This is a genomic window from Martelella sp. UBA3392, from assembly GCF_002358775.1.
Classification (GTDB): Bacteria; Pseudomonadota; Alphaproteobacteria; order Rhizobiales; family Rhizobiaceae; genus Martelella; species Martelella mediterranea.
The window spans coordinates 13625-38674 of sequence record NZ_DEPM01000284.1; the positions used below are offsets into that span (position 1 = coordinate 13625).

The 25050-nt window shown below is 64.2% G+C and carries 22 protein-coding genes and 2 riboswitches; of the genes, 12 read left to right on the plus strand and 10 right to left on the minus strand.

Annotated elements, in window-relative coordinates; genetic code table 11:
• Positions 1 to 263: 263 nt before the first annotated feature.
• A complete protein-coding gene (locus tag B4E36_RS22075; RefSeq protein WP_292055255.1) occupies positions 264 to 1445 on the plus strand; it encodes a TCR/Tet family MFS transporter in 1182 nt (393 codons plus the stop codon).
• Between the two features lie 19 nt (positions 1446 to 1464).
• Here B4E36_RS22075 and B4E36_RS22080 read toward each other — a convergent pair whose 3' ends face one another.
• Positions 1465 to 2379, minus strand: a complete 915-nt coding sequence (locus tag B4E36_RS22080; protein WP_292055256.1) for an AraC family transcriptional regulator — start codon at positions 2377 to 2379, stop codon at positions 1465 to 1467.
• Between the two features lie 96 nt (positions 2380 to 2475).
• Between B4E36_RS22080 and B4E36_RS22085 the strand changes: the two genes are divergently transcribed.
• The 5 genes from B4E36_RS22085 (at position 2476) to B4E36_RS22105 (ending at position 9150) form a co-directional block, all read left to right on the plus strand.
• A complete protein-coding gene (locus tag B4E36_RS22085; RefSeq protein ID WP_292055257.1) occupies positions 2476 to 3219 on the plus strand; it encodes an SDR family oxidoreductase in 744 nt (247 codons plus the stop codon).
• A gap of 64 nt (positions 3220 to 3283) precedes the next feature.
• Positions 3284 to 3865: an ImuA family protein gene (locus B4E36_RS22090; RefSeq protein ID WP_292055258.1), complete on the plus strand. Its 582-nt coding sequence runs from the start codon at positions 3284 to 3286 to the stop codon at positions 3863 to 3865.
• Positions 3792 to 5261: a Y-family DNA polymerase gene (locus tag B4E36_RS22095; RefSeq protein WP_292058860.1), complete on the plus strand. Its 1470-nt coding sequence runs from the start codon at positions 3792 to 3794 to the stop codon at positions 5259 to 5261. Before B4E36_RS22090 ends, B4E36_RS22095 begins: the two co-directional genes overlap by 74 nt.
• 9 nt (positions 5262 to 5270) lie before the next feature.
• The gene (locus tag B4E36_RS22100) at positions 5271 to 8594 is read left to right on the plus strand and encodes an error-prone DNA polymerase (RefSeq protein ID WP_345900828.1); all 3324 of its coding nucleotides are present in this window, start codon (positions 5271 to 5273) and stop codon (positions 8592 to 8594) included.
• 58 nt (positions 8595 to 8652) lie between these two features.
• Positions 8653 to 9150 carry an AAA family ATPase gene (locus B4E36_RS22105; protein ID WP_292058864.1) on the plus strand — a complete coding sequence of 166 codons (498 nt, stop codon included), beginning with the start codon at positions 8653 to 8655 and terminating at the stop codon, positions 9148 to 9150.
• 35 nt (positions 9151 to 9185) lie between these two features.
• On the opposite strand, the gene B4E36_RS22110 is transcribed toward B4E36_RS22105, so the two are convergent.
• The 5 genes from B4E36_RS22110 to B4E36_RS22130 all read right to left on the minus strand — a co-directional run bounded on the left by B4E36_RS22110 (position 9186) and on the right by B4E36_RS22130 (position 13365).
• Positions 9186 to 9833 carry a pyridoxamine 5'-phosphate oxidase family protein gene (locus B4E36_RS22110; RefSeq protein ID WP_292058866.1) on the minus strand — a complete coding sequence of 216 codons (648 nt, stop codon included), beginning with the start codon at positions 9831 to 9833 and terminating at the stop codon, positions 9186 to 9188.
• A gap of 109 nt (positions 9834 to 9942) precedes the next feature.
• A complete protein-coding gene (gene ribH / locus B4E36_RS22115) occupies positions 9943 to 10383 on the minus strand; it encodes a 6,7-dimethyl-8-ribityllumazine synthase (protein WP_292058868.1) in 441 nt (146 codons plus the stop codon).
• 47 nt (positions 10384 to 10430) lie between these two features.
• Positions 10431 to 11642, minus strand: coding sequence for a 3,4-dihydroxy-2-butanone-4-phosphate synthase (gene ribB / locus B4E36_RS22120; RefSeq protein ID WP_292058870.1), 1212 nt, complete (start codon positions 11640 to 11642; stop codon positions 10431 to 10433).
• Positions 11639 to 12646, minus strand: coding sequence for a bifunctional diaminohydroxyphosphoribosylaminopyrimidine deaminase/5-amino-6-(5-phosphoribosylamino)uracil reductase RibD (gene ribD, locus B4E36_RS22125; protein WP_345900829.1), 1008 nt, complete (start codon positions 12644 to 12646; stop codon positions 11639 to 11641). The genes ribB and ribD overlap by 4 nt, the downstream gene beginning before the upstream one ends.
• A gap of 100 nt (positions 12647 to 12746) precedes the next feature.
• A riboswitch (FMN riboswitch) is annotated at positions 12747 to 12902 on the minus strand.
• A 109-nt stretch (positions 12903 to 13011) separates the two neighbouring features.
• Positions 13012 to 13365, minus strand: a complete 354-nt coding sequence (locus tag B4E36_RS22130; RefSeq protein WP_292058873.1) for a DUF1428 domain-containing protein — start codon at positions 13363 to 13365, stop codon at positions 13012 to 13014.
• A 68-nt stretch (positions 13366 to 13433) separates the two neighbouring features.
• Here B4E36_RS22130 and B4E36_RS22135 point away from each other — a divergent pair, with 68 nt between their 5' ends.
• Positions 13434 to 13916, plus strand: a complete 483-nt coding sequence (locus tag B4E36_RS22135; protein WP_292058876.1) for a MarR family winged helix-turn-helix transcriptional regulator — start codon at positions 13434 to 13436, stop codon at positions 13914 to 13916.
• Here the strand turns inward: B4E36_RS22135 and uxuA are convergent.
• A complete protein-coding gene (gene uxuA / locus B4E36_RS22140) occupies positions 13897 to 15093 on the minus strand; it encodes a mannonate dehydratase (RefSeq protein ID WP_292058879.1) in 1197 nt (398 codons plus the stop codon). The two genes, B4E36_RS22135 and uxuA, sit on opposite strands and share 20 nt — an antisense overlap.
• A gap of 251 nt (positions 15094 to 15344) precedes the next feature.
• On the opposite strand from uxuA, the gene B4E36_RS22145 reads away from it, so the two are divergent.
• The 5 genes from B4E36_RS22145 to B4E36_RS22165 all read left to right on the plus strand — a co-directional run bounded on the left by B4E36_RS22145 (position 15345) and on the right by B4E36_RS22165 (position 20637).
• Entirely contained in the window at positions 15345 to 16040 is a 696-nt protein-coding gene (locus tag B4E36_RS22145; RefSeq protein ID WP_292058880.1) for a GntR family transcriptional regulator, read from the plus strand.
• 53 nt (positions 16041 to 16093) lie between these two features.
• Complete coding sequence (locus tag B4E36_RS22150) at positions 16094 to 17077, plus strand: C4-dicarboxylate TRAP transporter substrate-binding protein (RefSeq protein WP_292058883.1); 984 nt, start codon at positions 16094 to 16096, stop codon at positions 17075 to 17077.
• Between the two features lie 139 nt (positions 17078 to 17216).
• A complete protein-coding gene (locus B4E36_RS22155; RefSeq protein WP_292058885.1) occupies positions 17217 to 17741 on the plus strand; it encodes a TRAP transporter small permease in 525 nt (174 codons plus the stop codon).
• Positions 17742 to 17745: 4 nt separating this feature from the next.
• Positions 17746 to 19026, plus strand: coding sequence for a TRAP transporter large permease (locus B4E36_RS22160; protein WP_292058887.1), 1281 nt, complete (start codon positions 17746 to 17748; stop codon positions 19024 to 19026).
• Between the two features lie 303 nt (positions 19027 to 19329).
• Positions 19330 to 20637, plus strand: coding sequence for a diguanylate cyclase (locus B4E36_RS22165; protein ID WP_292058889.1), 1308 nt, complete (start codon positions 19330 to 19332; stop codon positions 20635 to 20637).
• Positions 20638 to 20663: 26 nt separating this feature from the next.
• Here B4E36_RS22165 and B4E36_RS22170 read toward each other — a convergent pair whose 3' ends face one another.
• The 3 genes from B4E36_RS22170 to B4E36_RS22180 form a co-directional block, all read right to left on the minus strand.
• Positions 20664 to 21662, minus strand: a complete 999-nt coding sequence (locus B4E36_RS22170; RefSeq protein ID WP_292058891.1) for a TRAP transporter substrate-binding protein — start codon at positions 21660 to 21662, stop codon at positions 20664 to 20666.
• A 12-nt stretch (positions 21663 to 21674) separates the two neighbouring features.
• Complete coding sequence (locus tag B4E36_RS22175; protein ID WP_345900830.1) at positions 21675 to 23453, minus strand: TRAP transporter large permease subunit; 1779 nt, start codon at positions 23451 to 23453, stop codon at positions 21675 to 21677.
• A gap of 183 nt (positions 23454 to 23636) precedes the next feature.
• Positions 23637 to 23739, minus strand: a riboswitch (TPP riboswitch).
• A gap of 98 nt (positions 23740 to 23837) precedes the next feature.
• Entirely contained in the window at positions 23838 to 24977 is a 1140-nt protein-coding gene (locus tag B4E36_RS22180; RefSeq protein ID WP_292058893.1) for a lytic murein transglycosylase, read from the minus strand.
• Between the last annotated feature and the right edge of the window lie 73 nt (positions 24978 to 25050).

Here is a 25050-nt window from a genome sequence, read left to right on the forward strand (position 1 = left end):
GAGGTCCGAAAACGGCCGGCGCAACCATCGGCCCGGTCTGTGACCTGCAAGGGGCACTCGAACTTGCGCTCCCGCCTGCGCGGGTGTATGAGAATGCGCATCGCGAAAAGCGATCGTCTCCGCCCTCTGGCGAACAGGACGGTCGAGTACACGCCGCCGCAGACCTTCGTCCCGGCCGGCCAGCGTTTCCCTTAAACCTGCGCCTGATCCTTCAGGCCCAACGCAAGCACGAACCATCGTGTCTGCGTCAGAGGAACGCGTCCATGAACAGACCTCTCATCATCATCTATACCGCCATCGTTCTCGATGCCCTTGGCATCGGCCTGATCTTTCCGATCCTTCCCGCACTGCTGAAGGAGGTGACCCATTCCGCCGACGTCGCCCCCTATATCGGTGCACTCACGGCCCTTTATGCCGCGATGCAATTCATCTTCGCCCCGGTGCTCGGCACGCTGTCGGATCGGCTCGGCCGGCGTCCCGTACTGCTGATCTCGCTTGGCGGCGCGGCAGCCAACTATCTGCTGCTCGCCTTCGCGCCCTCGCTCTGGCTGCTGTTTCTCGGCCGCGCCATTGCCGGCCTCACCAGCGCCAACACGGCGGTCGCAGCCGCCTTCATCACCGATATTTCGGCCGAAGACACCCGCGCACGACGCTTCGGCCTGATGAGCGCGATGTTCGGCATCGGCTTCATCGCCGGTCCGGTCACCGGCGGCTTTCTCGGCGATCACTGGCTGCGACTGCCGTTCATCGCGGCGGCTCTCCTGAACGGCTGCAATTTCCTGCTCGCCCTTTTCGTTCTTCCCGAAACCCGCGAGGCGACTGCCGGCAGGTTCGATCCGGCCTCGCTCAATCCGCTGCGGCCACTGCGCTGGGTCTTGTCGATGACGGGCATGCTGCCCGTGATCCTGATCTTCTTCCTGTTCAGCTTCACCGGCGAGGCCTATGGCGTGAGCTGGGCGCTCTGGGGCCATGACGTGTTCGGCTGGAACGGTCTCTGGATCGGGCTTTCGCTCGGCACATTCGGCATCTGCCAGACGTTGACGCAGATTTTCCTGCCCGGCCCCGCGGCCCGGATCCTCGGCGAGCGCGGCGCCATCCTCACGGGAATCGGTGGCGCGTCGATCGCGCTCACCGCCATGGCCTTCACCCATCACGGCTGGATGGTCTTCGCCGTGATGCCGGTCTTCACGCTTGCCGGCATCGGCGTGCCGGCGCTGCAGTCGCTCGCGACGCGAATGGTCGACGACACGCAGCAGGGCCAGTTCCAGGGCGTGGTGCAGGCGATCATCAGCCTCTCCTCCATCATCGCGCCGCTGGCCTTCTCGGCGATCTATTTCTCGTTCCAGACACGATGGCCGGGCGCGGTCTGGCTCTCGGTGGTCGCCGTTTATACGCTTGCCGTGCCGCTGGTATTCGCGTTGAGGACCACGAGGCCAGCGGGCTGATGCCGGCTTTGCCGGACCATCAGGCGTTTGAAGACAGGGCCGCCTGCCGCATGAAACGGCCGGGCGGGCTGCCCGTATGGCGGCTGAAGGCGGTGCTGAAGGTGCTTGCGCAGCTGTAGCCGATCGTCTCGGCAATCTCGTCCAGCGTGTGGCCGCCATGGCGCAGCATATCCCTGGCAAGGCTCATGCGCCACCGGGCGAGATATTCCATCGGGCGGGTTCCGAGCGCGCGGGCGAAGCGCTCGAAGAAAGCCGAGCGGGACATGCCGGCGACGCGGGCAAGATCCGGGACGGTCCAGGCGCGACCGACATCGCCATGCATGGCCCGGAGTGCGGCGGCGAGCCGGGGATCGGCCAGGCCGCGCAGCAGGCCGGGCAGCGTTCTTTCGGCCGGCACCGCCCGCAGCGCCTCGATCAGCAGGATCTCGACATAGCGCTCCAGAATGAGTTCGCGGCCAACTTCCTCCCCTGCGGCCTCCTCGCCCACGAGGCGGACGAGTTGCGCAAGCCTCGAAACCCCGCGGATGTGGATCATGCGCGGCAGGAGCGCCACGAGGAGACCGGCATCGGGCGAGGCAAAGCTGAACCAGCCGCCGAACTGCCTGAGCTCGGCCGCCCCCTCCTGCCGTCCATAACGCACCGCGCCATCAGGCAGGGGATCGGCTTTGGGGTCGATGAAGACCGGTTGCGCCGGCTCCATGCCGGACATGGTGAAGGCCGGCGTGGCCGACAGCAGCACGAAATCGCCCTCCTCCAGCACGACCGGCTCCTCTCCATCGACGGCCAGCCTGCAACGCCCCTCGAGCACCGCGCAAAAACCCGGCTGCCCGAATTCGGCGTAGCGCACCGCCCAGCGCCCGGCACCGCTGATGCCCTTGGAGAACACCGCGCCGGGCCGGAGAAGCCGGACGATATCGGAAAGTGGATCCGCCATTCTGGACTATCTCAAATTAAAAAAGGATTTATGATTAATGATAATCCAGTTTATCCGGGCTACATCGGTCCCGTCAACAACACACGGGAGACCGACATGAAAACCATCCTGATCACCGGCAGTTCGTCCGGCTATGGGCTTGAAACCGCCCGCCACTTCCATGCCGAGGGCTGGACCGTCATCGCCACCATGCGCCGCCCGCGCCTAGAGCTTTACCCCGCAACGGAACGCGTCCGCCTACTGGCGCTGGATGTCACCGACGCCGACAGCATCGCTGCCGCCATCGCTTCGGCGGGCCCGATCGATGTCCTCGTCAACAATGCCGGGATCGGCGTCGTCGGCGCCTTCGAGGCGACGCCGATGGCCCATATCCGCAAGGTGTTCGAGACCAACACCTTCGGCGTGATGGCGATGACCCAGGCGGTTATCCCCGGCATGCGGACGCGCGGGACGGGCACGATCGTCAACGTCACCTCCAGCGTGACGCTGGCGCCAATGCCGCTCGCCGCCGCCTATACCGCCAGCAAGCAGGCGATCGAGGGATTTACGGGCTCGCTCGCCCATGAACTCGGCGCCTTCGGGATCGGCGCGAAGCTGGTGGAGCCCGGCTATGCCCCGACCACGCAATTCGCCGCCAATACCGATATTCCGGTGATGGATCTCATTCCCGAGGCCTATGCGGACTTCGCCGCACCGATTTTCGCCAGCTATGCGAACCCGCCGCTGATGACGAAGGAAAGCGATGTCGCCGAGGCAATCTGGCGCGCGGTGCATGACACATCGGGCCGGTTGCGCTTTCCGGCGGGCGCGGATGCGGTCGCATTGATGGAACAGGCATGAGGGCGCATGCGCTCACACTTTTGTTCCCTTTTCATTCTCATCCGATCCGCTATATCATCGTCCCATGCAGGATGAGTTTTCGACCATATTTCCGCTCCAGCGCGGCCGGGTGCATGATGCTTCCGGCCCCGGCGCCCCTTTCTTTGCGGCAGCCCTTGCCGGCATGACCGGCGGCACGGTGCTGTGGATCAAGCCGGCATGGTTTGCCGAGGAGATCAATCCGGTGGCGTTTTCGGCGTTTTTCGACCCGCGCGATATCATCCTGGCGCGCACCGCCGACCAGACGGAAACGCTGGCCGCCGCCGAAGAAGGCCTGCGTTCGGGCGCCGTCGGCCTCGTCGTCATGGAGGTGGACAAGCCGGTCGAGCTCACCCCGGGACGCCGCCTGCAGCTTGCCGCCGAAAGCGGCCGCAGCATCGGGCTTTCGCTGCATCCCGAAGGCGCCGGCAATCAGGCGGCGACCACGCGCTGGCTCTGCAGGCCGCTGTTTTCCGCTTCCGACTCGACTCTGCAGGGATGGTCGATTATAAAGAACAAAACAGGAACAAATAACAGCTGGGCAGTGCGGTGGGATGAAACGGCGCGTCGTATCCATATGGTTTCAGAGACTGCCGAGCGAGCGGGTTCTAAGGGCCCGCCCGGTTGATGGACCGTTCGCCGTCACGCTGAACGAGGGCAATCACGACCGGCTTTACGACCTCAATCGGGAGGCCGAGGGCCAGGGGCTGGAGCGCGGCATGGGCCTTGCCGATGCCCGCGCCTATGTGCCGGACCTCGTCACCCGCCCCGCCGATATCGATGCCGACCGACGCTTCCTCACCATGCTCGCCCGCTGGGCGACGCGCTATACGCCCCATGCCGGGCTCGACGGCGAGGACGGGCTGGTGCTCGACATCACCGGAGCGGCCCACCTTTTAGGCGGCGAGGCGGCGATGCTTGAGGACATGAAGGAGCGGCTTGCCCGCGCCCGGCTTTCCGCGAAGATCGGCATCGCCGACACGCGCGGCGCGGCCTGGGCGCTGGCCCATTTCGCCCCCGGCATTGCGCCCCCGGGCAAGACCAGCGCAGCACTCGGCCCGCTTTCGGTCTCGGCGCTCCGCATCGACGACAAGACCGCAACCGCCCTGAAACGCCTCGGCCTCAACACCATCGCCGACATGACGGCCCTGCCGCGCGCCACGCTCGCCCGCCGCTTCGACATGGCGCTGCTCGAACGACTCGAACAGGCGCTCGGCACACGCGGCGAGGCCGTCTCGCCGCTTTCCGAGCCGCCGCATTATGGCGTGCGGATGAGTTTTCCCGAACCGATCGGCCTTGTGGATGACGTGATGGCCGCCCTTTCCCGCCTGTTGGACACGCTCTGCCTGCGGCTGAAGAACCGGGAAGCAGGCGCGCGGGCTATCATGCTTTCGGTGGAGCGCGTCGACCAGACCCGACAGAATGTCACCCTCCGCCTCGCCCGCCCGATGCGCGATGCGCCGCGCATTCTCCGGCTGTTCGAACGTCCGGTCGGCGAGATCGACGCCGGTTTCGGCATCGAGCGGATCCGGCTCGAAGCCCTCGATGTGGAAGTCCTGCCCGCCGAGCAGATCGGCGAAGGCGGGCTGGTCGAGGGCGAGGCGCTGGACGATCTCGTCACAAGGCTCGGCGCGCGCATCGGCCTTGACAACATCGTCCGCTTCCAACCGGTCGCGAGCCATATTCCCGAACGCGGCTTCACCGAAAACCCCGCCGCCTATGGACGCGTGGATACCGAATGGCGCATGGACCATCCCCGGCCCTTGCGCATGTTCGCCCCCGAGCCGGTGACGAGCGACGCCGCCCGCCGCCCGCCCTCGCGGTTTTCCTGGCGGCGCATGCGGTTCGAAACGGCGGCAAGCAGCGGACCGGAGCGGATCGCGCCGGAATGGTGGCGGCCGGACGAGGCCTGGCGTTCCGGGCTTCGCGACTACTGGCGGGTGGAAACCCGTCAGGGGCTGAGGCTGTGGATGTTCCACACCCCGCAGGCCCCCGGCTGGTTCGTCCATGGCCTCTTCGCGTGAGGTCCGGCCATGGATTATGCCGAGTTATGCGTCACCACCAATTTCACCTTCCTCACCGGTGCCTCGCACCCGGAGGAGATGGTGATCCGCGCCGCCGAGCTGGATCTCGCCGCCATCGCGATTACCGACCGCAATTCGCTGGCCGGCGTGGTGCGCGGCTTCCGGGCGCTGAAGGAAATCAGGCGCAAGATCGAAAAACAGGCCGAGGAACAATCGATCCGGCTTTCGACCCATATCGATCCCTCCTCGCGCCAGCCTGCCGGCGAGGCCAAGTCCATTGCCCTGCCGCCAATCCGCCGCCTGCCGCGCCTGATCGTCGGCTGCCGGCTGGTGCTGGCCGACAGTCCCGTCGATTTCGTGGCGCTGCCGAAGGACAAGCCGGCCTACCAAAAACTCGTGCGACTCCTCAGCCTCGGCAAGCGCCGCGCGCAAAAGGGCGAATGCCTGCTTTATCTGCGCGACATGCTGGAAGGTGCCGATGGCTCCATCCTGATCGCGCTCCCCCAGGGGCTGGAGAAGAAGGCGGAGGCGACAGACCATATCACCCAGGCGCACCGCCGCTTTCCCGGCCACGTGTTTACCGGCGCGGCCCCGCGTTATGACGGTTCCGATGTCGCCTGGTTCAAAACCCTCACTGCTCTTTCGCACAAGACCGGCGCGCCGATGGTCGCCGTCGGCGACGTGCTGATGCATCACGCGAGCCGCCGCCAGTTGGCCGACGTGCTGACCTGCATGCGCCATCACATCACCATTGATGCGATCGGCCACCTTGCGCTGCCCAATGCCGAGCGGCGGCTGAAGCCGGCCACAGAGATGGCGCATATCTTCCGCGATCATCCCGCCGCCATCCGCCGCACACTGGAGATCGCCGCACGCCTCACCTTCGATCTCACCGAGCTTTCCTTCAATTATCCGGCCGAAGTCGCCCATGGCGAGGCGCCGCAGGCCCGTCTTGCCCGCCTCACCTGGGAGGGGCTCAGGAAACGCAATCCCGAAGGCATTCCGGCACGCAACCGGGAGCTTGCGGAAAAGGAGCTGGCGCTGGTCGGCGAGCTCGGCTACGCCGCCTATTTCCTCACCGTCCACGACATCATCGCCTTTGCCCGCAGCAGGGGCATTCTGTGTCAGGGGCGCGGCTCGGCGGCCAATTCCATCCTCTGCTATGCGCTCGGCATCACCGATGTGAAGCCGGAGATGATCGGCATGGTGTTCGAGCGCTTCGTTTCCCGCCATCGCGGCGAGCCACCCGATATCGACGTCGATTTCGAGCATGAGCGGCGCGAGGAGGTGATCCAGCACATCTACAAGACATATGGCCGCGAGCATGCCGGGCTCTGCGCCACCGTCATCCATTTCCGCTCGCGCGCGGCGATCCGCGAGGTCGGCAAGGTGATGGGCCTGTCGAACGATGTCACCGCCGCCCTTTCCGGCCAGATCTGGGGCATTTCCAGCAAGGGCGCCGAACCCGAGCGGCTGAAGGAGGTCGGCCTCGACCTTACCGACCGCAGGCTCACCCAGACGGTGCGCATCATCGGCGAAATCATCGGCTTTCCCAGGCACCTGTCGCAGCATGTCGGCGGCTTCGTCATTACCGAGGACCGGCTGGACGAACTTTGTCCCATCGAAAACGCGGCGATGGAAGACCGCACCGTGATCGAATGGGACAAGGACGATATCGACGCGCTCAACATCCTCAAGGTCGATGTCCTGAGCCTCGGCATGCTGACATGCCTGAAAAAGTGCTTCGAGTTGACCGCGCGCCATTATAACCGCCCGCTCACCATTGCGGATGTGCCGCAGGACGACGAAGCCACCTACGACATGCTCTGCGCCGCCGATGCCATCGGCGTGTTCCAGGTGGAAAGCCGGGCCCAGATGAACTTCCTGCCGCGCATGCAGCCGCGCGAATTCTACGACCTCGTCATCGAGGTGGCGATCGTGCGTCCCGGCCCGATCCAGGGCGGCATGGTGCAGCCCTATATCCGAAGGCGGCTGGGGCACGAAAAGGTCACCTACCCGAAGGAGGAGTTGCGCGGCGTTCTCGAAAAGACCAAGGGCGTACCGCTGTTTCAGGAACAGGCGATGCTGATCGCCGTGGTCGCCGCCGGATTTTCGCCCGAGGATGCCGACCGGCTGCGCCGCTCGCTCGCAAGCTTCCGCCAGATGGGCACGATCGGCGAATTCGAGACGCAGTTCGTCAACGGCATGCTGAAAAACGGCTACGAACTCGATTTCGCCCAGCGCTGCTTTGCCCAGATCAAGGGGTTTGCCGATTACGGTTTTCCCGAAAGCCATGCGGCGGCCTTTGCCATGCTCACCTATGTCTCGGCCTGGCTGAAATGCCATTATCCGGCGGCCTTCGCCTGCGCGCTGCTGAACTCCCAGCCCATGGGCTTTTACGCCCCGGCCCAGATCGTCCGCGATGCCCGCGAGCATCAGGTGGAAGTCCGCCCCATCTCGGTCAATCACAGCGCCTGGGACTGCACGCTGGAGCGCCGCGCCGATGGCGCCTATGCGCTGCGGCTCGGTTTCCGCCAGATCAAGGGGCTGAAGCAGGAGGATGCCGTCTGGCTGGAGAACGCGCGCGGCAACGGCTATCAGACCCCGGAAGATGTGTGGCTGCACGCCGGCCTGATGCCGGCGGTGCTGGAGCGCCTTGCCGAGGCCGACGCCTTCGCCGATGCCGGGCTTTCCCGCCGCGATGCGCTGTGGCGGGTGAAGGCGATCCGCGCGCCAAAACCGCTGCCACTCTTCAATGATCCGATCGACGGCGAGCATATCAGCGAGCCGGATGTGATCCTGCCGACGATGAATCTCGGGGAACAGGTGGTGGAGGATTATGTCGCGACCCGCATGAGCCTGCGCGCTCACCCGATGGAACTCTTACGCCCGAAAATGCCCGGCCTGACGCTGCATTCGGCGCTGGCGACAACGCCGCTCCGGCGCGTCAGCGTCTCCGGCCTGGTCATCACCCGCCAGCGCCCCGGCACGGCCTCCGGCGTCATCTTCCTGACGCTGGAAGACGAAACCGGCGTCTCCAACGTCGTCGTATGGAAAAAGGTCTATGAACGCTTCCGCCGCACGGTGATGGGCGGCAGGCTGCTGAAGGTGACCGGCAAATTACAGCGCGAAGGTGTGGTCGTCCACGTGATTGCCGAAACAATCGAGGACTGCTCCTGGCGCCTCTCCGAACTCGGCCACCCGATGGACGACGCCATCGGCATCACCGATCCGAAAGCCGACGACACCCCGCGCCGCCCGAAACTCCAGCCCCGCGCCCACCACCCGCGGGAGCAGGCGAAACGGTTGTTCCCGAGCCGGGATTTTCATTGAGTTTTCATCCGATACCGGGGCATGAAATAGCCCGGCGCAGCCATGAGAGGACACAAACTTGAAAACCCTTATCGCTTTCGCGGGCCTGCCCGGCACGGGCAAGAGCACCATTGCCAGGGCGCTTTCGGTCAAGACAGGCGCGGTCTATCTTCGTGTCGATGAAATCGAGACCATCATGCTGGCGCATGACCCCGACCGGGATATCGGATCGGAGAGCTATGAGATTCTAGCCGCACTCGCGACCTCCAATCTCGCCCTCGGCCATACCGTGATCACCGATTGCGTGAACCCCTGGGCGCTTACGAGAGAAATGTTCGCCGAGGCTGCCGCGCGGGCCGATGCCCGCTTTCTGGGGGTCGAGATCATCTGTTCCGATCCCGCCATCCACCGTCTGCGCGTCGAAGAACGCCCGATCGATATCCTCGGCTGGAAGAAGCCCACATGGCAGGACGTGATCGCGCGCGACTACGCAAGCTGGTCCATCGCCGATATCCGCATCGACACCGCCGGAAGCAGCGTTGAACAGGCCGTTTCGAAAATCATATCAAAGCTTTGAAGCATCCGACCGGAAGTGGGCCCGGAGACGGCGCCTCAATACATCGACTTCCGATAGCTCTCCTCAAGCCCCTCATCCAACGTCTTCATCTCTTCCGGATCTTCCGGCACGGCGTCGATCTGGTCGAGGATGATCTTCACCAGCGACGGCATTTCGCTGCGATCCTGGCGAGAGGCCGGGTCCCAGAGTTTCGAGCGGCGGAAGGCCTTGGCGCAGTGCAGGAAGACTTCCTCGACATGGACGGCGATCGCGGTCAGCGGCAGACGGTCCTTGACCGCAAGCAGCGCGAGCAGGTCGGGATCGCGGGTGATCTCGGCCCGGCCGTTGATCCGCAGCGTGTCATCGAAACCCGGCACCATGAAGATCAGGCCGACCGAAGGATTGGCGAGGATGTTCGACTGGGTATCGAGCCGGTTGTTGCCGGGCCGGTCAGGTATCAGCAGCGTCTTGTCATCCAGCACCTTCACGAACCCGCGCGGATCGCCGCGCGGGCTGACATCCGCCCGGCCATCGGCGGCCTGGGTGCCGATACAGAGAAACGGCGAACGGGCGATGAAATCGATCGCATGCCGGTCGAGCCGCGGCAGGGATTTCTTCGCCGCAAGGTCGTGCGTCGCCGGAAACAGGGATCGCAGCTCCTGCTCGTCCGCTATCAGGAATTCCGGTTTCAATGCGCCCGCCATAGCCTCGTCCTCCGTTCATATCGAGACCATGGATGACGGGCGAAGGCCGTTTTGACAAGAAAAAACCGCCCCCGGCCGACGAGCAACCGGCGGGGACGGTTGACAGCACTCAGGCCGCCGCGACCCTTGCCAGCGCTTCCAGGGCCTCCACGCAGGCGGCGGCAGCCTCGCGGCCCTTGTTGTGCTCGTCGTCGCCCGAGCGGTCGAAAGCCTGGAAGGCGGTGTAGGTGGTGAGGATGCCGAAGGTGACGGGCATTTCGGTTTCAAGCGAGACCTGCATCAGCCCGTGAGCGGCGGCTTCCGAGATATATTCGAAATGGGCCGTCTCGCCCTTGATCACCGCGCCGATGCAGACGACGCCGGCGAATTTTCCCGTTTGGGCAAGCTTCTTGGCGACCAGCGGGATTTCGAAGGCGCCCGGCACATCGAAGATATCGGCGTCGGAAACCGGCGCACCGCGTTCGGCAAGCTCGGCCTTTGCGCCGTTCAGAAGGCCGGTGGTGACCTTTTCGTTGAAACGGGAGATGACGATGGCGATGCGATGGGACACGCTGTTTTCCTTTCAGTGTCAAGATGCGCCGGAACAGGCAGGCGGGCTCAGTTCGGCAGAAGGTGGCCGAACTTCTCGCGCTTGGCCGCCAGATAGGTTTCGTTGTGGGGGTTGGTTGCGATGATCAGCGGCAACCGTTTTTCAACCGTCAGCCCGCAGCGGGCGAGCGCCTCGGGCTTTGCCGGATTGTTGGACAAAAGCTGCAGCCTCGAAACGCCGAGGCTCTTGAGAATATGGGCGGCGGTATAATATTGGCGGGCATCGGCGGGCAGGCCGAGCGCCAGATTGGCCGCGTGGGTGTCGAGCCCCTGTTCCTGCAGGCCATAGGCGCGGATCTTGTTGGCAAGGCCGATGCCCCTGCCCTCCTGCCCGCGCAGATAGACCACGACGCCGCCCTTTTCGCCGATCATCACCATGCTTTCGGCAAGCTGATCGCCGCAATCGCAACGCAGCGAACCGAACACATCGCCGGTCAGGCATTCCGAATGCACCCGCACCAACGGGTTTGCCGAAAGCGGCCCCTTGACCAGCGCCAGATGCTCCACGCCGTCAACCCTGCTCGTGAAGGCGTGAACCTTGAAAGCGCCATGCGCGACGGGCAGGTTGGCCGCCGCCACCTCGTCAACGAGGATTTCGGTGCGCATGCGGTATTCGGCAAGCTCGGCGATCGTCAGGAACGGCATGTCGTGCTGTTTGGCAAACGCCATCAGGTCATCGCGGCGGGCCATCTCGCCGTCGTCGCGCATCACCTCGCAGATCACCGCCGCCGGGTTGAGGCCGGCGAGACGCGCCAGATCGACCGCCCCCTCGGTGTGGCCGTCACGGGCAAGGACGCCGCCTTCGACGGCGCGCAGCGGAAACATGTGGCCGGGCGAGACGACATCGCCGGGCTTGGCATCCGGATTGGCGGCGGCGGCGACCGTTCGGGCGCGCTCGGCCGCGGAAATGCCGGTGGTAATCCCCTCCGCCGCCTCGATCGAGACCGTGAACGCGGTGGTATGGCGGGCGCGGTTATCGGCCACCATCGGGGTCAGGCCTAGCCGGTCGACCTGCGCGCCCGTCAGCGTCAGGCAGATCAGCCCGCGCGCGTGCTTGGCCATGAAATTGACGGCGGCGGCATCGGCGAACTCGGCGGCGACCACGACATCGCCCTCGTTTTCACGGGCTTCGTCATCGACCAGCAGCACCATGCGGCCGGCGCGCATGGCGTCCAGCGCGCGTTCCACCGGCTCCATAGAAAAATCGCGTTCCATCTTCATTGGTCTTCTCCGGGCCCTTTAACGGCATCAAATTCGGGATTGGCATGGGTGATCGCGATATGATCGGGATTACCCTTGGTGATCAGCACATGTTCGTCGGCAAGGCCGGCATTAAGCACGGCTGCGGTGAGCGAAGGTCCGGCCTCGACCAGCACTTCCAGCGCGCCCCGCGCGCCCAGCATGGCGAGCGCTTCGTCAAGGCCGGCGGGGTTGAGCACGGTGAAGCCGCGCGCGCGTGCCGCTTCGAGATAGCGCGGCGGCACCTGTGAGCGGCGGTCAAGCAACGCCAGAAACCGGCGCTTTCCGGGAAAGTCGGGCACATGACGCACGGTGAATTCAGGATCATCGGCAAGCACCGTGCCCGATCCGGTGAGGATCGCATCGGCGCGGCGGCGTAGCCTGTGGGCAAAGACCAGGGAGGACTTCGAGGTGAATGTCTTGTGACCGGACGGCGGGACCATGTCGCCGGTCTCGTCCACCGCCTGCTTGACGGTGACCCAGGGCCTTCCCGTCCGGGCATGTTTGGCGAAAGGCGCGATCAGCCGTCTGGCGGCAGTGTTCTGGCGACGGAGTTCCGGCTCGTCTTCGATGAAGACGACATCGAGCTCCGCCGCCTTCAGCCGCGCGCCGCCGCCGCCCTTGACCGAGGGGTTGGGATCGGCTGCGCCGATGATCACCCGGCGCGCCGGGGTCGCGAGAATCGCATCCGAACAGGGCGGGGTGCGTCCATGATGATTACAGGGCTCAAGCGTGACCACCACGGTGTGGATGCGGCCCGAAACGCCAAGCGTCCGAGCGCTCGCGATTGCCATGGCCTCGGCATGCGCCTCGCCGGCCTTCATGTGATAGCCTTCGGCCAGCACCGCGCCATCTTTATCCAGCAACACGCAACCGACCGGCGGATTTGGGGAGGTGGCGCCTGCAAAGCGCGCAGCGCCTTCAAGCGCACGCCGCAAGGCGGCATGCTCGGCTGATGAAATCGTTATGTCCGGGGCTGTGATCATGCCCTTGGCCTCGTTATTGCAACAAGACGCCAGCAGGGCAAAAAGCGCAAAAACAGCGTAAAATACCCTCGCAAAAGGGTAGATTCCGCGCGTAAATACGCTTTGTTCTCTTCCATCCGGACTCTAACCGTCGGCTCCGGAATTGCACCGGATCTGCTGACCCTTTTTCGTTTTTACGAAAAAGGCGCTCGCGGGCTGATGCTCGATAAGAGCAATTACCGCCGGTGGGGAATTTCACCCCGCCCTGAGAACGTCACCGGCCCAACCGGACCGGCGACTTAAACTTAGGGGGGCAATCTGAAAATGACAAGCCCGATTCTGTCCTCAAAGGCGTGGAAGGACGAGACACAGTGTCAACGCGGCATTTATGCCTCGAGTTCGAACACCGGCACGAAACCGCCAAAGATCATGCGCTTGCCATCGAAAGGCATTTTCATCTCGCCCATTTCGGGGTCATCGAACATTTTCTGCCAGGCCGCGTCGCGCGCCGCCTTGTCCGGCCAGATGACCCAGGAAAACACGACGACTTCGTTCTCCTCGCGTTTCACAGCCATCGGGAAGGAGGTCACCTTGCCATCCGGCACGTCATCGCCCCAGCATTCGACATAGTCGAGTGCGCCCCATTCCCGGAACTTTTTTGCCGCATGGGCGCACAAATCCACATAGGCCTTCTTGTTTTCAGCGGGAACAGGGACCAAAAACCCGTCTACATACGCCATGAAATCCTCCGATATCTTGACTTTGTCCGTTGCGGAACATACGTTGATATCAACATAAAGGCACGGATATGCGTGAAAGTCTACCCCTGTCAGTCACCCTGGAGGTTCGGGACAGGTGCCTTTGCCTTCATCTGCAGCGCGCCGCGCGGGCGGTGGGACGGTATTTCGACGAGGTGCTGCGGCCGCTGGGGCTCACCAACGGACAGTATTCGCTGCTGGTCTCGCTCAACCGGCCGGAACCGCCGCGCGTGGCCGAGGTCGCCCATGTGCTGGCGATGGACCGCACCACACTGACGGCGAGCATAAAGCCGCTGGAGCGCCGTGGATTGATGACCTCGTTCCAGGATGAGAAGGACAGGCGCGTCCGCCGGCTGAAACTGACCGATGAGGGGCGCGACCTTCTGGAGAAGGCCGTCCCGATCTGGCGCGAGACCCATGACCGGATCGACAAGGTGGTTGGCGCGGATATTGACCGCCTGCGCACAAACCTTCTGGCGCTGACGTTTGCACTGCCCGACCCCGACGAAGAACTCAGCGATCCAGCGCCTTGAGGATGCCGCGCAGTTCCGCAAGCCCCTTCAGCCGGCCGATCGCCGGATAGCCGGGCTGGGCCCTGCGCTTCTGGTCATCGAGAATATCGAGGCCGTGATCGGGCCGGAAGGGGATGTTCCAGTCGGCGCGTCCCGCGGCCTTGCGCCGCCGCTCCTCGGCGATCGCCGCCGCCATCAGCGCCACCATGTCGGTATCGCCGCCGAGATGCTCGCATTCGTAGAACGAGCCCGCAATGCCGGCGCTCTCGCGATGGACATTGCGCAGGTGCAGGAAATGCACCCGGTCGCCCAGCCGTTCCATCATGCCCGGCAGGTCATTGTCGGGACGCGCGCCGAGCGAACCGGAGCAAAGCGTTATGCCGTTGGCGGGACGATCGACCGCCTTCATCATCGCCCCGTAATCGGCTTCCGTCGACATCACCCGTGGCAGGCCCAGAAGGCCGAAGGGCGGATCGTCGGGGTGGCAGCAGAGCCTGAGCCCGAGCTCTTCCGCAACCGGCACAACCTCTTCCAGGAAATCGATGAAATGGGCCCTCAGCCCCTCGGCCGAAATCGTTGAATATTCGGCGAGATGCCGGCGCACATCTTCCAGCGTGAAACTCTCGGCCGCGCCCGGAAGGCCGAAGACGATGTTCTTTGCCAGTTCAGCCTTGCGCGCTTCATCCATTTCGCCAAACCGGCGGTCGGCCTCGGCGCGCACATCCTCGGCGAAATCCTCATGCGCGTCGGGACGCTTCAGGATATGGATATCGAAGGCGGCAAAATCGGCGTAGTCGAAACGCATGCAGGTCGCGCCGGTCTTCAGCCGATAGGCGAGATCGGTGCGGGTCCAGTCCAGCACCGGCATGAAATTATAGCAGATTGTCTCGATACCGGCCTCGGCGAGATTTGCCATGCTTGACTTGTAATTGTCGATGTGGCGGCGCCAGTCGCCCTTCTGCTTCTTGATATCCTCGGAAACCGGCAGGCTTTCGACCACTTCCCATTTCAGCCCGGACGGCGTGCCGTCGCTCATCAGCGATAGCTCGGCCTGCCGCCCAGCGATCTCGGCTGGCGTCCAGACCTCGCCGGTCGGGACATGATGCAGCGCGGTGACCACGCCTTCGACGCCAGCCTGCAGCATATCGTCGATCGATACGCGATCCAAAGGTCCGAACCAGCGCCATGTCTGCCGCATACTCTCTCTCCCGAAACATTTTTCATCTCATTAGAGCATTTCCGATGGAAACCGAATCCCCGGAAATGCCCAATCCATTTGTTTTTACGCGTGTCCGGTCGGCAAACGGTATCCACTTTTCCTGGACGCGCTCAAGCAGCCGGGCCCGGGCGCGCAAACACCCGGATGGCCACGGCACAGGCTTAGCATTGAAATGTCCTGTTGACTAGTATGGAAGTATGGTTCAACCTGAAACCATAGGGAGGAACGCAATGCTGCCAGAGACAGTGCAAACGACGATTGCTCCGGGCGCGCCGGTCGGCGCCCAGCTGCATGGCATTCTGCGTGACCTCATTCTTCACAACGATCTGCCGCCCGGCTCCAGGCTTTCCGAGTCGGAGCTTGCGGCCCGCTTCGCCGTCAGCCGCCAGCCAGTGCGCGAAGCCTTCATCAAGCTTTCGGAGGAAGGCCTGCTGGAAGTTCGTCCGCAGCGCGGCACATTCGTGCGCCGGATATCGCAGGCCGCCGTCATGGATGCCCGCTTCGTGCGCGAAGCGATCGAGGCCGATATCGTCAAGCTTCTGGCTGCAAGACCCGACGCCGGGCTGGTCGAGGAATTGCGGCTCCAGTTGCAGGAACAGCGCGAAGCGGCCCGCACCGACGCCGCGCGCTTCATCAAGCTGGACGAACTGTTTCACAAGACGCTGGCCGACGCCGCCGGAAAGGCGCGCGCCTGGGCCCTGATCGAGGGGCTGAAGGTGCAGATGGACCGTGTCCGCTATCTCAGCCTGCTGCGCTTCCCGATGGTCAAGCTCACCGCCCAGCACGAAGCCATTGTCAACGCGATCGGCGATGGCGACCAGCAAGCGGCGGAGGCCGCGGTGCGCGGGCATATGCGCGAGATCCTGAGCGACCTGCCCGCGATATTCGAGGAAAAGCCTGAGTTTTTCGAGGAGCCGGGACGCTAGGCCCCGGACATTGCCACCGGGGCAACGCCCCGCCGTCTGAATGGGAGGACGATATGAACTACATCGCCAATATCAAAAGCATCGCGCTTGCCGGCCTTGCCGCAAGCCTGATGGCGGGCACAGCGCTTGCCGCCGACTATACGCTGAGCGTCAACACCGCGCTCGCCACCACGGACCCGCTCTACAAGGGCCTGGAGGCCTTCCGCGACAATGTTGCCGAAGCCTCCGACGGCGCGCTCGAAGTGCGCCTGTTCCCGAATTCGCAGCTTGGTCCCGACGAGGACGTGCTGGAACAGGCGCGCGCCGGCGCACCGGTTGCGGTCGTGGTCGACGGCGGCCGCCTTGCCGTTTTCGTCAACGAATTCGGCGTGCTGGGCGCGCCCTACCTCGCCAATGGCTATGACGGCATCCGCAAGGTCGTCACCTCCGATATGTTCGACGAATGGGCGACGACGCTTAACGACGAGGCCGGCCTCGACGTCCTGAGCTTCAACTGGTGGCAGGGCGAACGCCATCTTCTGACCAAGAAGCCGATCAACGGACCGGATGACCTTTCCGGCGTTCGCATGCGCACCCCCGGCGCGCCGGTCTGGACCGGCACGATCGAGGCCATGGGCGCGACGCCGACGCCGATGCCCTGGGGCGAGGTCTATTCCGCGATCTCCTCGAATGTCATCGATGGAGCGGAAGCGCAGCTTCCCGCCGTCGTCGGCGCCAAGCTCGACGAAGTCATCACCAACATCACGCTGACCGGTCATATCAACCTGATCACCGGCCTCATCACCTCCGCCGTGTGGGTGGATTCGCTGCCGGAAAACCTGCAGACGATCCTGCACGAGGAAGCGCTGAAGGCCGGCGACATCGCCTCCTACGGCACCAGGGACGCGCTGGCGAGCCTGGAACAGCAGTTGAAAGACAATGGCGTGATGGTCGAGGAGATCGACGTCACCCCGTTCAAGGAAAGAACGGCCGTGGTCTACGACAATCTCGGCTATGGCGATCTGCGCGACAAGCTTCAGGCAATCGCCGCGCAGTAAGCCTGCGGGCCCTGCCGAAAACCGGTCGCGCCCTGCTCCAGAGGCGCGGCCGAAAACAACATTCGGCTTCCACTGCGGGAGCCCAGGAAAAACACGCCGGGGAGCTGTCGCTCCTCGCGCCATATCGGGAGGGGCCACCATGCCCGGTTTCCTCGCTAAGATCGAATATGTCGCAGGCGCGACCCTGCTTGCGGTCATCACCTTTCTGGTGTTCATCGCCGCGACCATGCGTTTCTTCGGCCATCCGCTGATCTGGTCCGTCGATCTTGCGCAGCTTCTGTTCATCTGGCTCTGTTTCATCGGCGCGACGCGGGCCATGCGCGAGCGCGGCCATCTGGGCGTCGATTTCCTGGTCCGCCCGTTTCCGCACCGCTACCGGCTGGCATTGGAGACGGCGCTTGCCGCGCTGTTCCTCGCCTTTCTCATGCTGCTTGCCTATGAGGGCTACAAGCTCACCATGCTCAACAAGGAACGCCAGTTCGGCGATTCCGGCCTCTCCTATGCCTGGGTGACGATTGCCGTGCCCGCCGGCTGCGTGATGCTGTCGATCTCGATCCTCGGCAATCTCTGGCAGGCCTGGCGCAAGGTGAAGGACGGGACGCTGGTTTTCACCCGCACCGCGGCCTACGACGAACCGGTGGTCCACGCCGGTCCGGCGGAGTAAGCCCATGGCCCTGATCGGTATCGTCTTCTTCGCCCTGATGCTGCTCGGCGCGCCGATTGCCTTCGCGATCGGCATTTCGGGCTTCACCTTCTTCCTGACCTCCGACATCATGCCGGTTTCGATCGGCGTGCAGAAGATCGCGACCGTTTCGCAAAGCTTTCCGCTGCTGGCGGTGCCGTTCTTCGTGCTCGCCGGCCACTTGATGAACGAGAGCGGCATTACCGACCGGCTGTTCACCTTTTCCAAGGTCGCCGTCGGCTGGATGGCGGGCGGCCTCGCGCAGGTCTCGATCATCCTGTCGACGCTGATGGGCGGCGTGTCCGGCTCGGCCGTCGCCGACGCCGCCATGGAAGCGCGCGTGCTCGGTCCGCAGATGATCTCCAACGGATACTCCAAGGGCTATTCCTCCGCCGTGATCGCGATGTCCTCGCTGATCACCGCGACCATTCCGCCATCGATCGGCCTGATCCTCTACGGCTATGTCGGCCAGGTCTCGATCGGCCGGCTGTTCATGGCCGGCATCGTGCCCGGCGTGCTGATGATGGCGTTCCTGATGGTCGCCGCCTGGCTCGTCGCCCGCAAGCGCAACTACGTCATGAGCGACATGAGGAAGCCGACGCCGGGCGAACTCGGCCGCGCCGCCTGGGGCGCCAAATGGGCACTGCTGTTTCCCGTGCTTCTGATCGGCTCGATCCGCGGCGGGCTGTTCACGCCGTCGGAAGTCGGCGCGTTTGCAGTGGTCTACGCGATCCTCGTCGGCGTCTTCGCCCACCGGGTGATGACCTTTGAAACGATCAAGCGGGCCTTCGGCCATGCACTCTCGGATATCGGCCTGATCATGCTGATCATCCTGATGTCGGGCATGATCGGGTTCGCGATCATCTTCCTTCAGGTGCCGCAGAGCGTCGCGGGCTTCATGCTGGAAAGCCTCGCCAATCCGGTTCTGATCGTCACCGTCATCCTGATCGGCCTGTTCATCGCCGGCCTGTTCTTCGAAAGCACGATCCTGGTGTTGCTGCTGACGCCGATCCTCGTCCCGGTTGTGGTCAAGGCGGGTGTCGACCCGGTTCATTTCGGTATCCTGATGATGACCATCGTCACCTTCGGCGGCATGACGCCGCCGGTCGGCGTCGCGATGTTCACGGTCTGCAGCCTGCTGGACACCAAGATTGAGGATTATGTGAAAGAATCCTGGCCGTTCATCGCCGCCATCATGGCGCTGGTGGCGCTGCTTCTGTTCGTGCCGGGTATCGTGCTGTTCCTGCCGAACCTGATGTACGGATAGCTGCGTCACGCAGGCTTTCGGCCCCGCAGCCCATGACGGCGGGGGAGCCGTGCGATCAACTCCCGCGTGCGAACCCGATCCCTCCGGAATCGCTGCGACATGCCGCCGCTCGCCGCGAGGGAGATCAATCTCCGGCGCGTTGCCGCTCAACGAAAGCGCCGCGCATGCTCAAGGTGGCTTACCGCCCGGGCCAAATGACAACTTGGAGATAGTTGAACCGGCCCCCTGTTCAGTCTAGGGCAGCACCACCGAAACACACCGGAAAAGCGAACAACGGCATGATGCCGCGGGGGATATTGTTGGATGGACAAATCGGGTGATCCCGGCCTGTTTGGCCGCTGGTTCCGAGGGCTTTCTCTCAGGGCCTGGCTGATCGTCGGCTTCATGATGGCGCTGCTGCCGGTCGCGGCCCTTTCCGCCTTCTGGTATCTGGACTATCGCGATCAGTTGCGCGAGCCTTTCCGGCAGGTTCTGCATACCCAGCACAAGGTATCGCTGGCGCTGGAGCGGATCCAGGGCAATCTCTGGGATATCGCTACCGACGTGAACGACTTCGCGCAAACCGGAGACGAAAGCTACCGCGATCGTTTCGAGGCGGCCGAGCGCGATATCGCCGTCCACCTGCGCGATCTGGAAATGATAACGGAGACGTATCCCTCCTTTGATCCCGTGCTCGAAGGCGTGCGCCAGCAATGGACGCTGCTGCTGCAGGCCGCTTCGGATGTTGCCCCTCTGCCCGGCGGCGCCGATCAGCCCCTGATGCGCTTTGAAAGCGTCATCGGCGAAACCGGCAAGCGCGTGGAAAGCATTGCCGAGAGCATGCGCCTGCTAAACGAGGAAAGCCACCGACAAGCGCTCGAAACGATGGAGCGGCTCGACCGTTTTGCCGCGATTGCAGGTGTTTTGGCGCTGGTTTTTTCCGGGATCGGCATATTCATCATCGACCAGGCTCTGATCCGCAGCACCGACAAACTGGTCGAGGGCGCGATGCTGGTCGCCGGCGGCACGCGCAACCGCGAGATCGAGGTGCAGGTCCCGCCGGAGCTTGCCTCCGTGGCGCAGGCCTTCAACACCATGCTCAAGCAGATCAACCAGCAGGAAAATGCCCTCTCCGCGGCCGCGCGCGCCGATGGCCTGACCGGCCTCTACAACCGGCGCGAGTTCGACCGCGCCCTCGACGAGGCCATCGCCGTATCGAAGGAGAGCGGCGAGCCGTTTTCCCTGCTGATGATCGACGTCGACCATTTCAAGCAGTTCAACGACACCCATGGCCATCTCGCGGGCGATGATGCGCTCAGGCAGGTTGCGGATACGATTGAACTGAGCGCGCGCGAGAATGACCGGGCCTATCGTTATGGCGGCGAGGAATTCGCGATGATCCTGCCCGGACTTCGAACCTACGAGGCGACTGCGATCGCCGAGCGTCTTTGCAACACCATTGCCGCGCATACGCTCATCCTACCGGACGGGCAGAAGCAGTCGCTGACGGTCAGCATCGGCATATCCGTCTTCAGCCCGCGGGTTTCGCCGCCCAATATCATCGAACTCGCCGACCGCGCGCTCTATGCCGCCAAGATGGAAGGCCGCAATCAGGTGAAGGTCACCGGCTGACCTTCGAAGGCGGTTTCGGGCGTAGCTCAGCCCTGCGCTACCGCCTCGATCATCTCCATTCCCCCGACGAGGGGCGCAAAATCGCTCCACACGCCCCGCGCCCCCGCGCGCCATGCCTCCATCTCCTCCGGCTCAAGGAAAGTGGCGCCATTCGCCTTGGCAAGCGCCACGGATTGCGCCTCATCCTCGACGATCAGGCGATTGAAATAGAGCGCGGCCTCGGCCGAGATCGCGCCGAGGACGGTCTGTGTTTCGGAATCGAGACTGTTCCAGAAGCCGGCTGAAAAATAGAGCACCCCGGCGGCGCGGATATGGCGGGTTTCGGTCATGTACGGCACCACCTCGTAGAGCTTGAACCCGGCATAGGCCGATTTCGTCAGATCCATGGCATCCGCCACGCCGGTGGCGAGCGCGTTATAGGTTTCAGTGATCGGGATGCCGACCGGCGTCGCGCCATAGGCGCTCCACAGGCGCGTGTGGAGCGGGGTGTTGATGACGCGGATGGTCTTGCCTTCCATCTGCCCTGGCCGCGTGATCGGCGCCTTGGCCAGCAGGTTGCGGGCACCGTAATCGATGAAGCCGCCGACGATGAACTGCTCTTGCGCAAGCCGGGCCGAGAGGTCATCGCCTATCGGGCCGGTAACGACGTCGCGAAGATGGGCGGCATCGCGAAACAGGAAAGGCAGGTCGAGCAACTGCAATTGCGGCGTCCAGGCCGAAAGCGCCGAAACGGTGGAGAGGCTCGCCTGCACCGATCCGAGACGGATATTCTCGGCCACCTGCTTTTCGCCGCCGAGCGCGCCATTGGTCACGATCCGGAAACGGAACCGGCCCGGAAGCCGCTGCTCGACCTCTGCGGCGAAGAAGCGCCAGACCATGGTTTCCGGCTTGTCCTCGCCAAGGAGCGAGGCGATGAGGACATCGCGCGTGGCGGCGCTGGCGGTTCGCAGATGGGCGGGCGCGGCAAGCACTGCCACGGCAGCAGCGCCTGTTTTCATGAGACTGCGACGGTTGAGCGAAGTCATGGCAGATACCTTTCAGACAGGAACAGCGAAGAGGGTGATGATGGAGAGGGCGGCGAGAAGCGCCAGAAGAAAGGGACGCATCGCCCTGAACAGGCTTTCCGGCGAAAGACCGGTGACGCCGCCGACCACGAAGGCCAGCATGCCGACCGGCGGGGTGAGCCCGCCGATCATCAGGTTGACGACGAGGACGACGCCAAAGCGGACCGGATCGATCCCGGCGGAAACCGCCACCGGCAGCAGAACGGGGCCGAGGAGCAGGATCGCCGCCCCGATATCCATCACCAGGCCCGTAATCAGCAGGATCACATTGGCGAGCAGGAGCACGGCAACGGCGCTGCCCCCGAACAGGCCGGCGAGGTGGCGCACAAGCCCGGCGATATCATCGATCGCGAGCAGGAAGGCGACGGGGGCCGCCGCCCCGATCAGGAGACCGATCGCCGCCGCCTCTGCCGCCGACTGGCGGAAGGCGGCGACAATGCTTGAACCGGAACGGCGGGACGTTGCTGCCAGGATCAGCGTGTAGAGTGCCGCAAGACCCGCCGCCTCGGTCGTCGTGACGATGCCCAGGCGAATGCCGAACACCACGATCAGGCCGAGGCCGAAGGCCGGCAGGGCCGCGATACCGGCCTGCCTGCGCGTTACCGCCGAAGCCGGCGGCGCGCCGCTCGCGGCCCCCATCGCAAGCCTTATCGCGACGGCGAGGCAAACCGCCATCAGCAGGCCGGCAAACAGCCCGCCGACAAGCAGCGCGCCGACGGAGAGATTGGTCGCCGTCGCCAGAATGAGAAAGGCGATCGACGGCGGGATGACGTTGTCGAGAACCGAGGATGCGGCGACAAGCGCGCCGGCGCGGGCGGGCGGATAGCCATGGCGCACCAGTTCGGGATGGAACGTCGAAGCGGCGAAGGCCGCATTGGCAACCGATGAGCCGGACGCGCCGGAAAACAGAACCCCTGTCAAAAGCGTCGTCTGCGCCAACCCGCCACGATAATGGCCAACGAGCGAGGCCGCGAACTGCACGAGCTTTCCGGCCGCACCCGAGAGCTTCAGAAACGCGCCCGCGAGGAGAAAGAACGGGATCGCCAGCAGCAGGAATTTCGACATGCCCGCCACCGTATTGGCGATGATCGCCTGCTCCGTCTGCAACGCCCCGAAAGCGATCGCGCCGTAGGATGACGCCAGAAACACATGGGCAAGCGGCGCGCCGGCGATGAGGCCGAGCGCGGCGGCAAGGGCGAGCGGCAGGCTGGCCGGTAGTGCGATATCGATCGCAAACCGGCCGACAGCCCAGTAAACAAACCCGCCGAGCGCGAAGCCGAAGATCAGCCGCGCGCCGCTTGAGCGCTCCAGGCGGCGCAGGCAGAGCAGCACGAGCAGACCCAGCCCGCCCGCCACCGGAAAGGCGAAGCGCACCCATTCCGGAAGCCCAAGCGTTGGCGACATTCCGCCGAGCAACGCGATCGCGTCACGTCCGCCGAGGCACAGGATCAAGCCCGCGACGACGCTGAAGCCGTCGGCCACGGCAGCGAGCACGCTGGATGCCCGATCGGAGAGCAGTCTTGCAAGCCCATCGAGCCGCATCGACAGCGGGCCCGAAAGGGTAAGCGGCAGGCCGGCCGAGATCAACGCGATGTTCAGCCAGATTCCCAGATCCTCCATGCCGATGACGCCGGTATGGAAGCCATAGCGCAGCACGACGCCCGCCACGACAAGGGCGAGCATCGCCATCAGAATGACGGCGGCGAGCATGCCGAGCGCCGTTTCCAGCGTGTCCGCAAACCGTCCGGCCATGCGACGGATCGCCATCATGCGCATGGACGATGCCGCTCGAGGGCGAAGCCTTTTTCAGGACAGCCGTTCGGAAGGCTGAACCAGCGGCGGCCCGCGCATGGTATTGGAAGGCAAGGCTTCATGATGCGATCCCCAGGATGTTGCAATCACGGAGACCGGCGGAGAAGAGAAAGGTTATGGCAGAGCGGCCAGATTTTCCGTTCCTACGCCGGCATGACCCGGATCAGGTTCAAGGGTCCGGCTCACCGCCGTCTCAGCATCGCAGGATGCACCCCTCGGAATAGTCAGGTTTTGTCCGGCTTTTGGGCCACTGTCAATGGCATGCCGGAAGCGTAGCGTCTGGCGGCAACGCAAGAAAACTTGCGAGCGTTCCGCCGAAGCGTTTTACTGAAGCCTTTGCAGCAGAGCCATCGACGGTTCGCCCGTGACATTCAGCCCGTTCTGCCTCTGATAGGCGGCGATCGCCGCGCGGGTCTGGTCGCCGAACACGCCGTCGATCGTGCCGGCATCGTAGCCCGCCGCCGAAAGCCGCGACTGTAATTCCTTGCGCTGGTCGGCGCTGAAGCCGTAATTGTCATCGGGAAAACTGCCCCTGAGCGGGCCGGCGCCCGCGATCCGGTCAGCGAGATATCCCACGCCCAGCGCATAATTGGTGGAATTGTTGTAGCGCTTGATGACGTTGAAATTGTGCCCGACGACGAAGACCGGACCACCCGCCTGCGGCTGTATCCTGGTGCCGTCGATGGCAGCGCCGGGCGAGCCCTCTTCGCCGCCCCAGGGCTGACCTTTCCGCCAGCCCGAGCGGGCAAGATAGTTCGCGGTGCTGGCCAGCGCGTCGGTCGGGTCGGCGTCCCAGATATCGCGCCGCCCGTCGCCGTTGAAATCGACGGCATAGCCGAGATAGGAGGTCGGGATGAACTGGGTATGGCCCATGGCGCCGGCCCAGCTTCCGGTCATCCGTTCGGGCGTGATATCGCCGTTCTGCAGGATCCGCATCGCCCCAACAAGCTGGTTTTCGAAGAAGGCGCCGCGCCGCCCTTCGACGGCCAGCGTCGAGAGCGACGAGACCACAGGAATGCTGCCGCGCCGCTCGCCATACATGCTCTCCAGGCCCCATATGGCGACGATCACATTGGCGTCGACGCCATAGGTCGCCTCGATCCGGTCCAGCACATCGCGATAGCGGGCGTAGTTCGCCCGCCCCTTGGCGACACGCTCGTCTGACGCGGCGATGGCCAGATAGTCTTCCAGCGTGCGCTTGAACTCGGTCTGGTTGCGGTCTTGCTCGATAACCCCCGGCGTGTATCCGGCATTGGCGAAGGCCGCCGTCAGGGTGTCGTTGGAAATCCCGCGCGCCGCTGCGCGTTGCTTGAACCCGGCCACCCACGCGTTCCATTCCGGATTGGCCACCGGCCGCATCGCCGGATCGGCAACGGAGGAAAAACTGCCAACCGAACTGTTGGTGCATGCTGAAAGCGCTGCAGCAATCGCCCCGAGAGAAAACGCGCGCCGTGTCAAATCCATACCAGTACCCCGCTCCATTCGTGCGCAAACCTAGCGCATCGGCCTCCCGACCGAAAGAGCACGAGCTTGCGTC

Coding starts and splice junctions, on each gene's coding strand:
- B4E36_RS22080 (WP_292055256.1), bottom strand. CDS start 2,379: ATGGCGGATCCACTTTCCGATATCGTCCGGCTTCTCCGGCCCGGCGCG.
- uxuA (WP_292058879.1), bottom strand. CDS start 15,093: ATGCGGCAGACATGGCGCTGGTTCGGACCTTTGGATCGCGTATCGATC.
- B4E36_RS22160 (WP_292058887.1), top strand. CDS start 17,746: ATGGCCCTGATCGGTATCGTCTTCTTCGCCCTGATGCTGCTCGGCGCG.
- ribD (WP_345900829.1), bottom strand. CDS start 12,646: ATGATCACAGCCCCGGACATAACGATTTCATCAGCCGAGCATGCCGCC.
- B4E36_RS22075 (WP_292055255.1), top strand. CDS start 264: ATGAACAGACCTCTCATCATCATCTATACCGCCATCGTTCTCGATGCC.
- B4E36_RS22110 (WP_292058866.1), bottom strand. CDS start 9,833: ATGGCGGGCGCATTGAAACCGGAATTCCTGATAGCGGACGAGCAGGAG.
- B4E36_RS22155 (WP_292058885.1), top strand. CDS start 17,217: ATGCCCGGTTTCCTCGCTAAGATCGAATATGTCGCAGGCGCGACCCTG.
- B4E36_RS22145 (WP_292058880.1), top strand. CDS start 15,345: ATGCTGCCAGAGACAGTGCAAACGACGATTGCTCCGGGCGCGCCGGTC.
- B4E36_RS22135 (WP_292058876.1), top strand. CDS start 13,434: ATGCGTGAAAGTCTACCCCTGTCAGTCACCCTGGAGGTTCGGGACAGG.
- B4E36_RS22165 (WP_292058889.1), top strand. CDS start 19,330: ATGGACAAATCGGGTGATCCCGGCCTGTTTGGCCGCTGGTTCCGAGGG.
- B4E36_RS22175 (WP_345900830.1), bottom strand. CDS start 23,453: ATGGCCGGACGGTTTGCGGACACGCTGGAAACGGCGCTCGGCATGCTC.
- B4E36_RS22090 (WP_292055258.1), top strand. CDS start 3,284: ATGCAGGATGAGTTTTCGACCATATTTCCGCTCCAGCGCGGCCGGGTG.
- B4E36_RS22130 (WP_292058873.1), bottom strand. CDS start 13,365: ATGGCGTATGTAGACGGGTTTTTGGTCCCTGTTCCCGCTGAAAACAAG.
- B4E36_RS22095 (WP_292058860.1), top strand. CDS start 3,792: ATGAAACGGCGCGTCGTATCCATATGGTTTCAGAGACTGCCGAGCGAG.
- B4E36_RS22150 (WP_292058883.1), top strand. CDS start 16,094: ATGAACTACATCGCCAATATCAAAAGCATCGCGCTTGCCGGCCTTGCC.
- B4E36_RS22085 (WP_292055257.1), top strand. CDS start 2,476: ATGAAAACCATCCTGATCACCGGCAGTTCGTCCGGCTATGGGCTTGAA.
- B4E36_RS22180 (WP_292058893.1), bottom strand. CDS start 24,977: ATGGATTTGACACGGCGCGCGTTTTCTCTCGGGGCGATTGCTGCAGCG.
- B4E36_RS22100 (WP_345900828.1), top strand. CDS start 5,271: ATGGATTATGCCGAGTTATGCGTCACCACCAATTTCACCTTCCTCACC.
- B4E36_RS22170 (WP_292058891.1), bottom strand. CDS start 21,662: ATGACTTCGCTCAACCGTCGCAGTCTCATGAAAACAGGCGCTGCTGCC.
- ribB (WP_292058870.1), bottom strand. CDS start 11,642: ATGAAGATGGAACGCGATTTTTCTATGGAGCCGGTGGAACGCGCGCTG.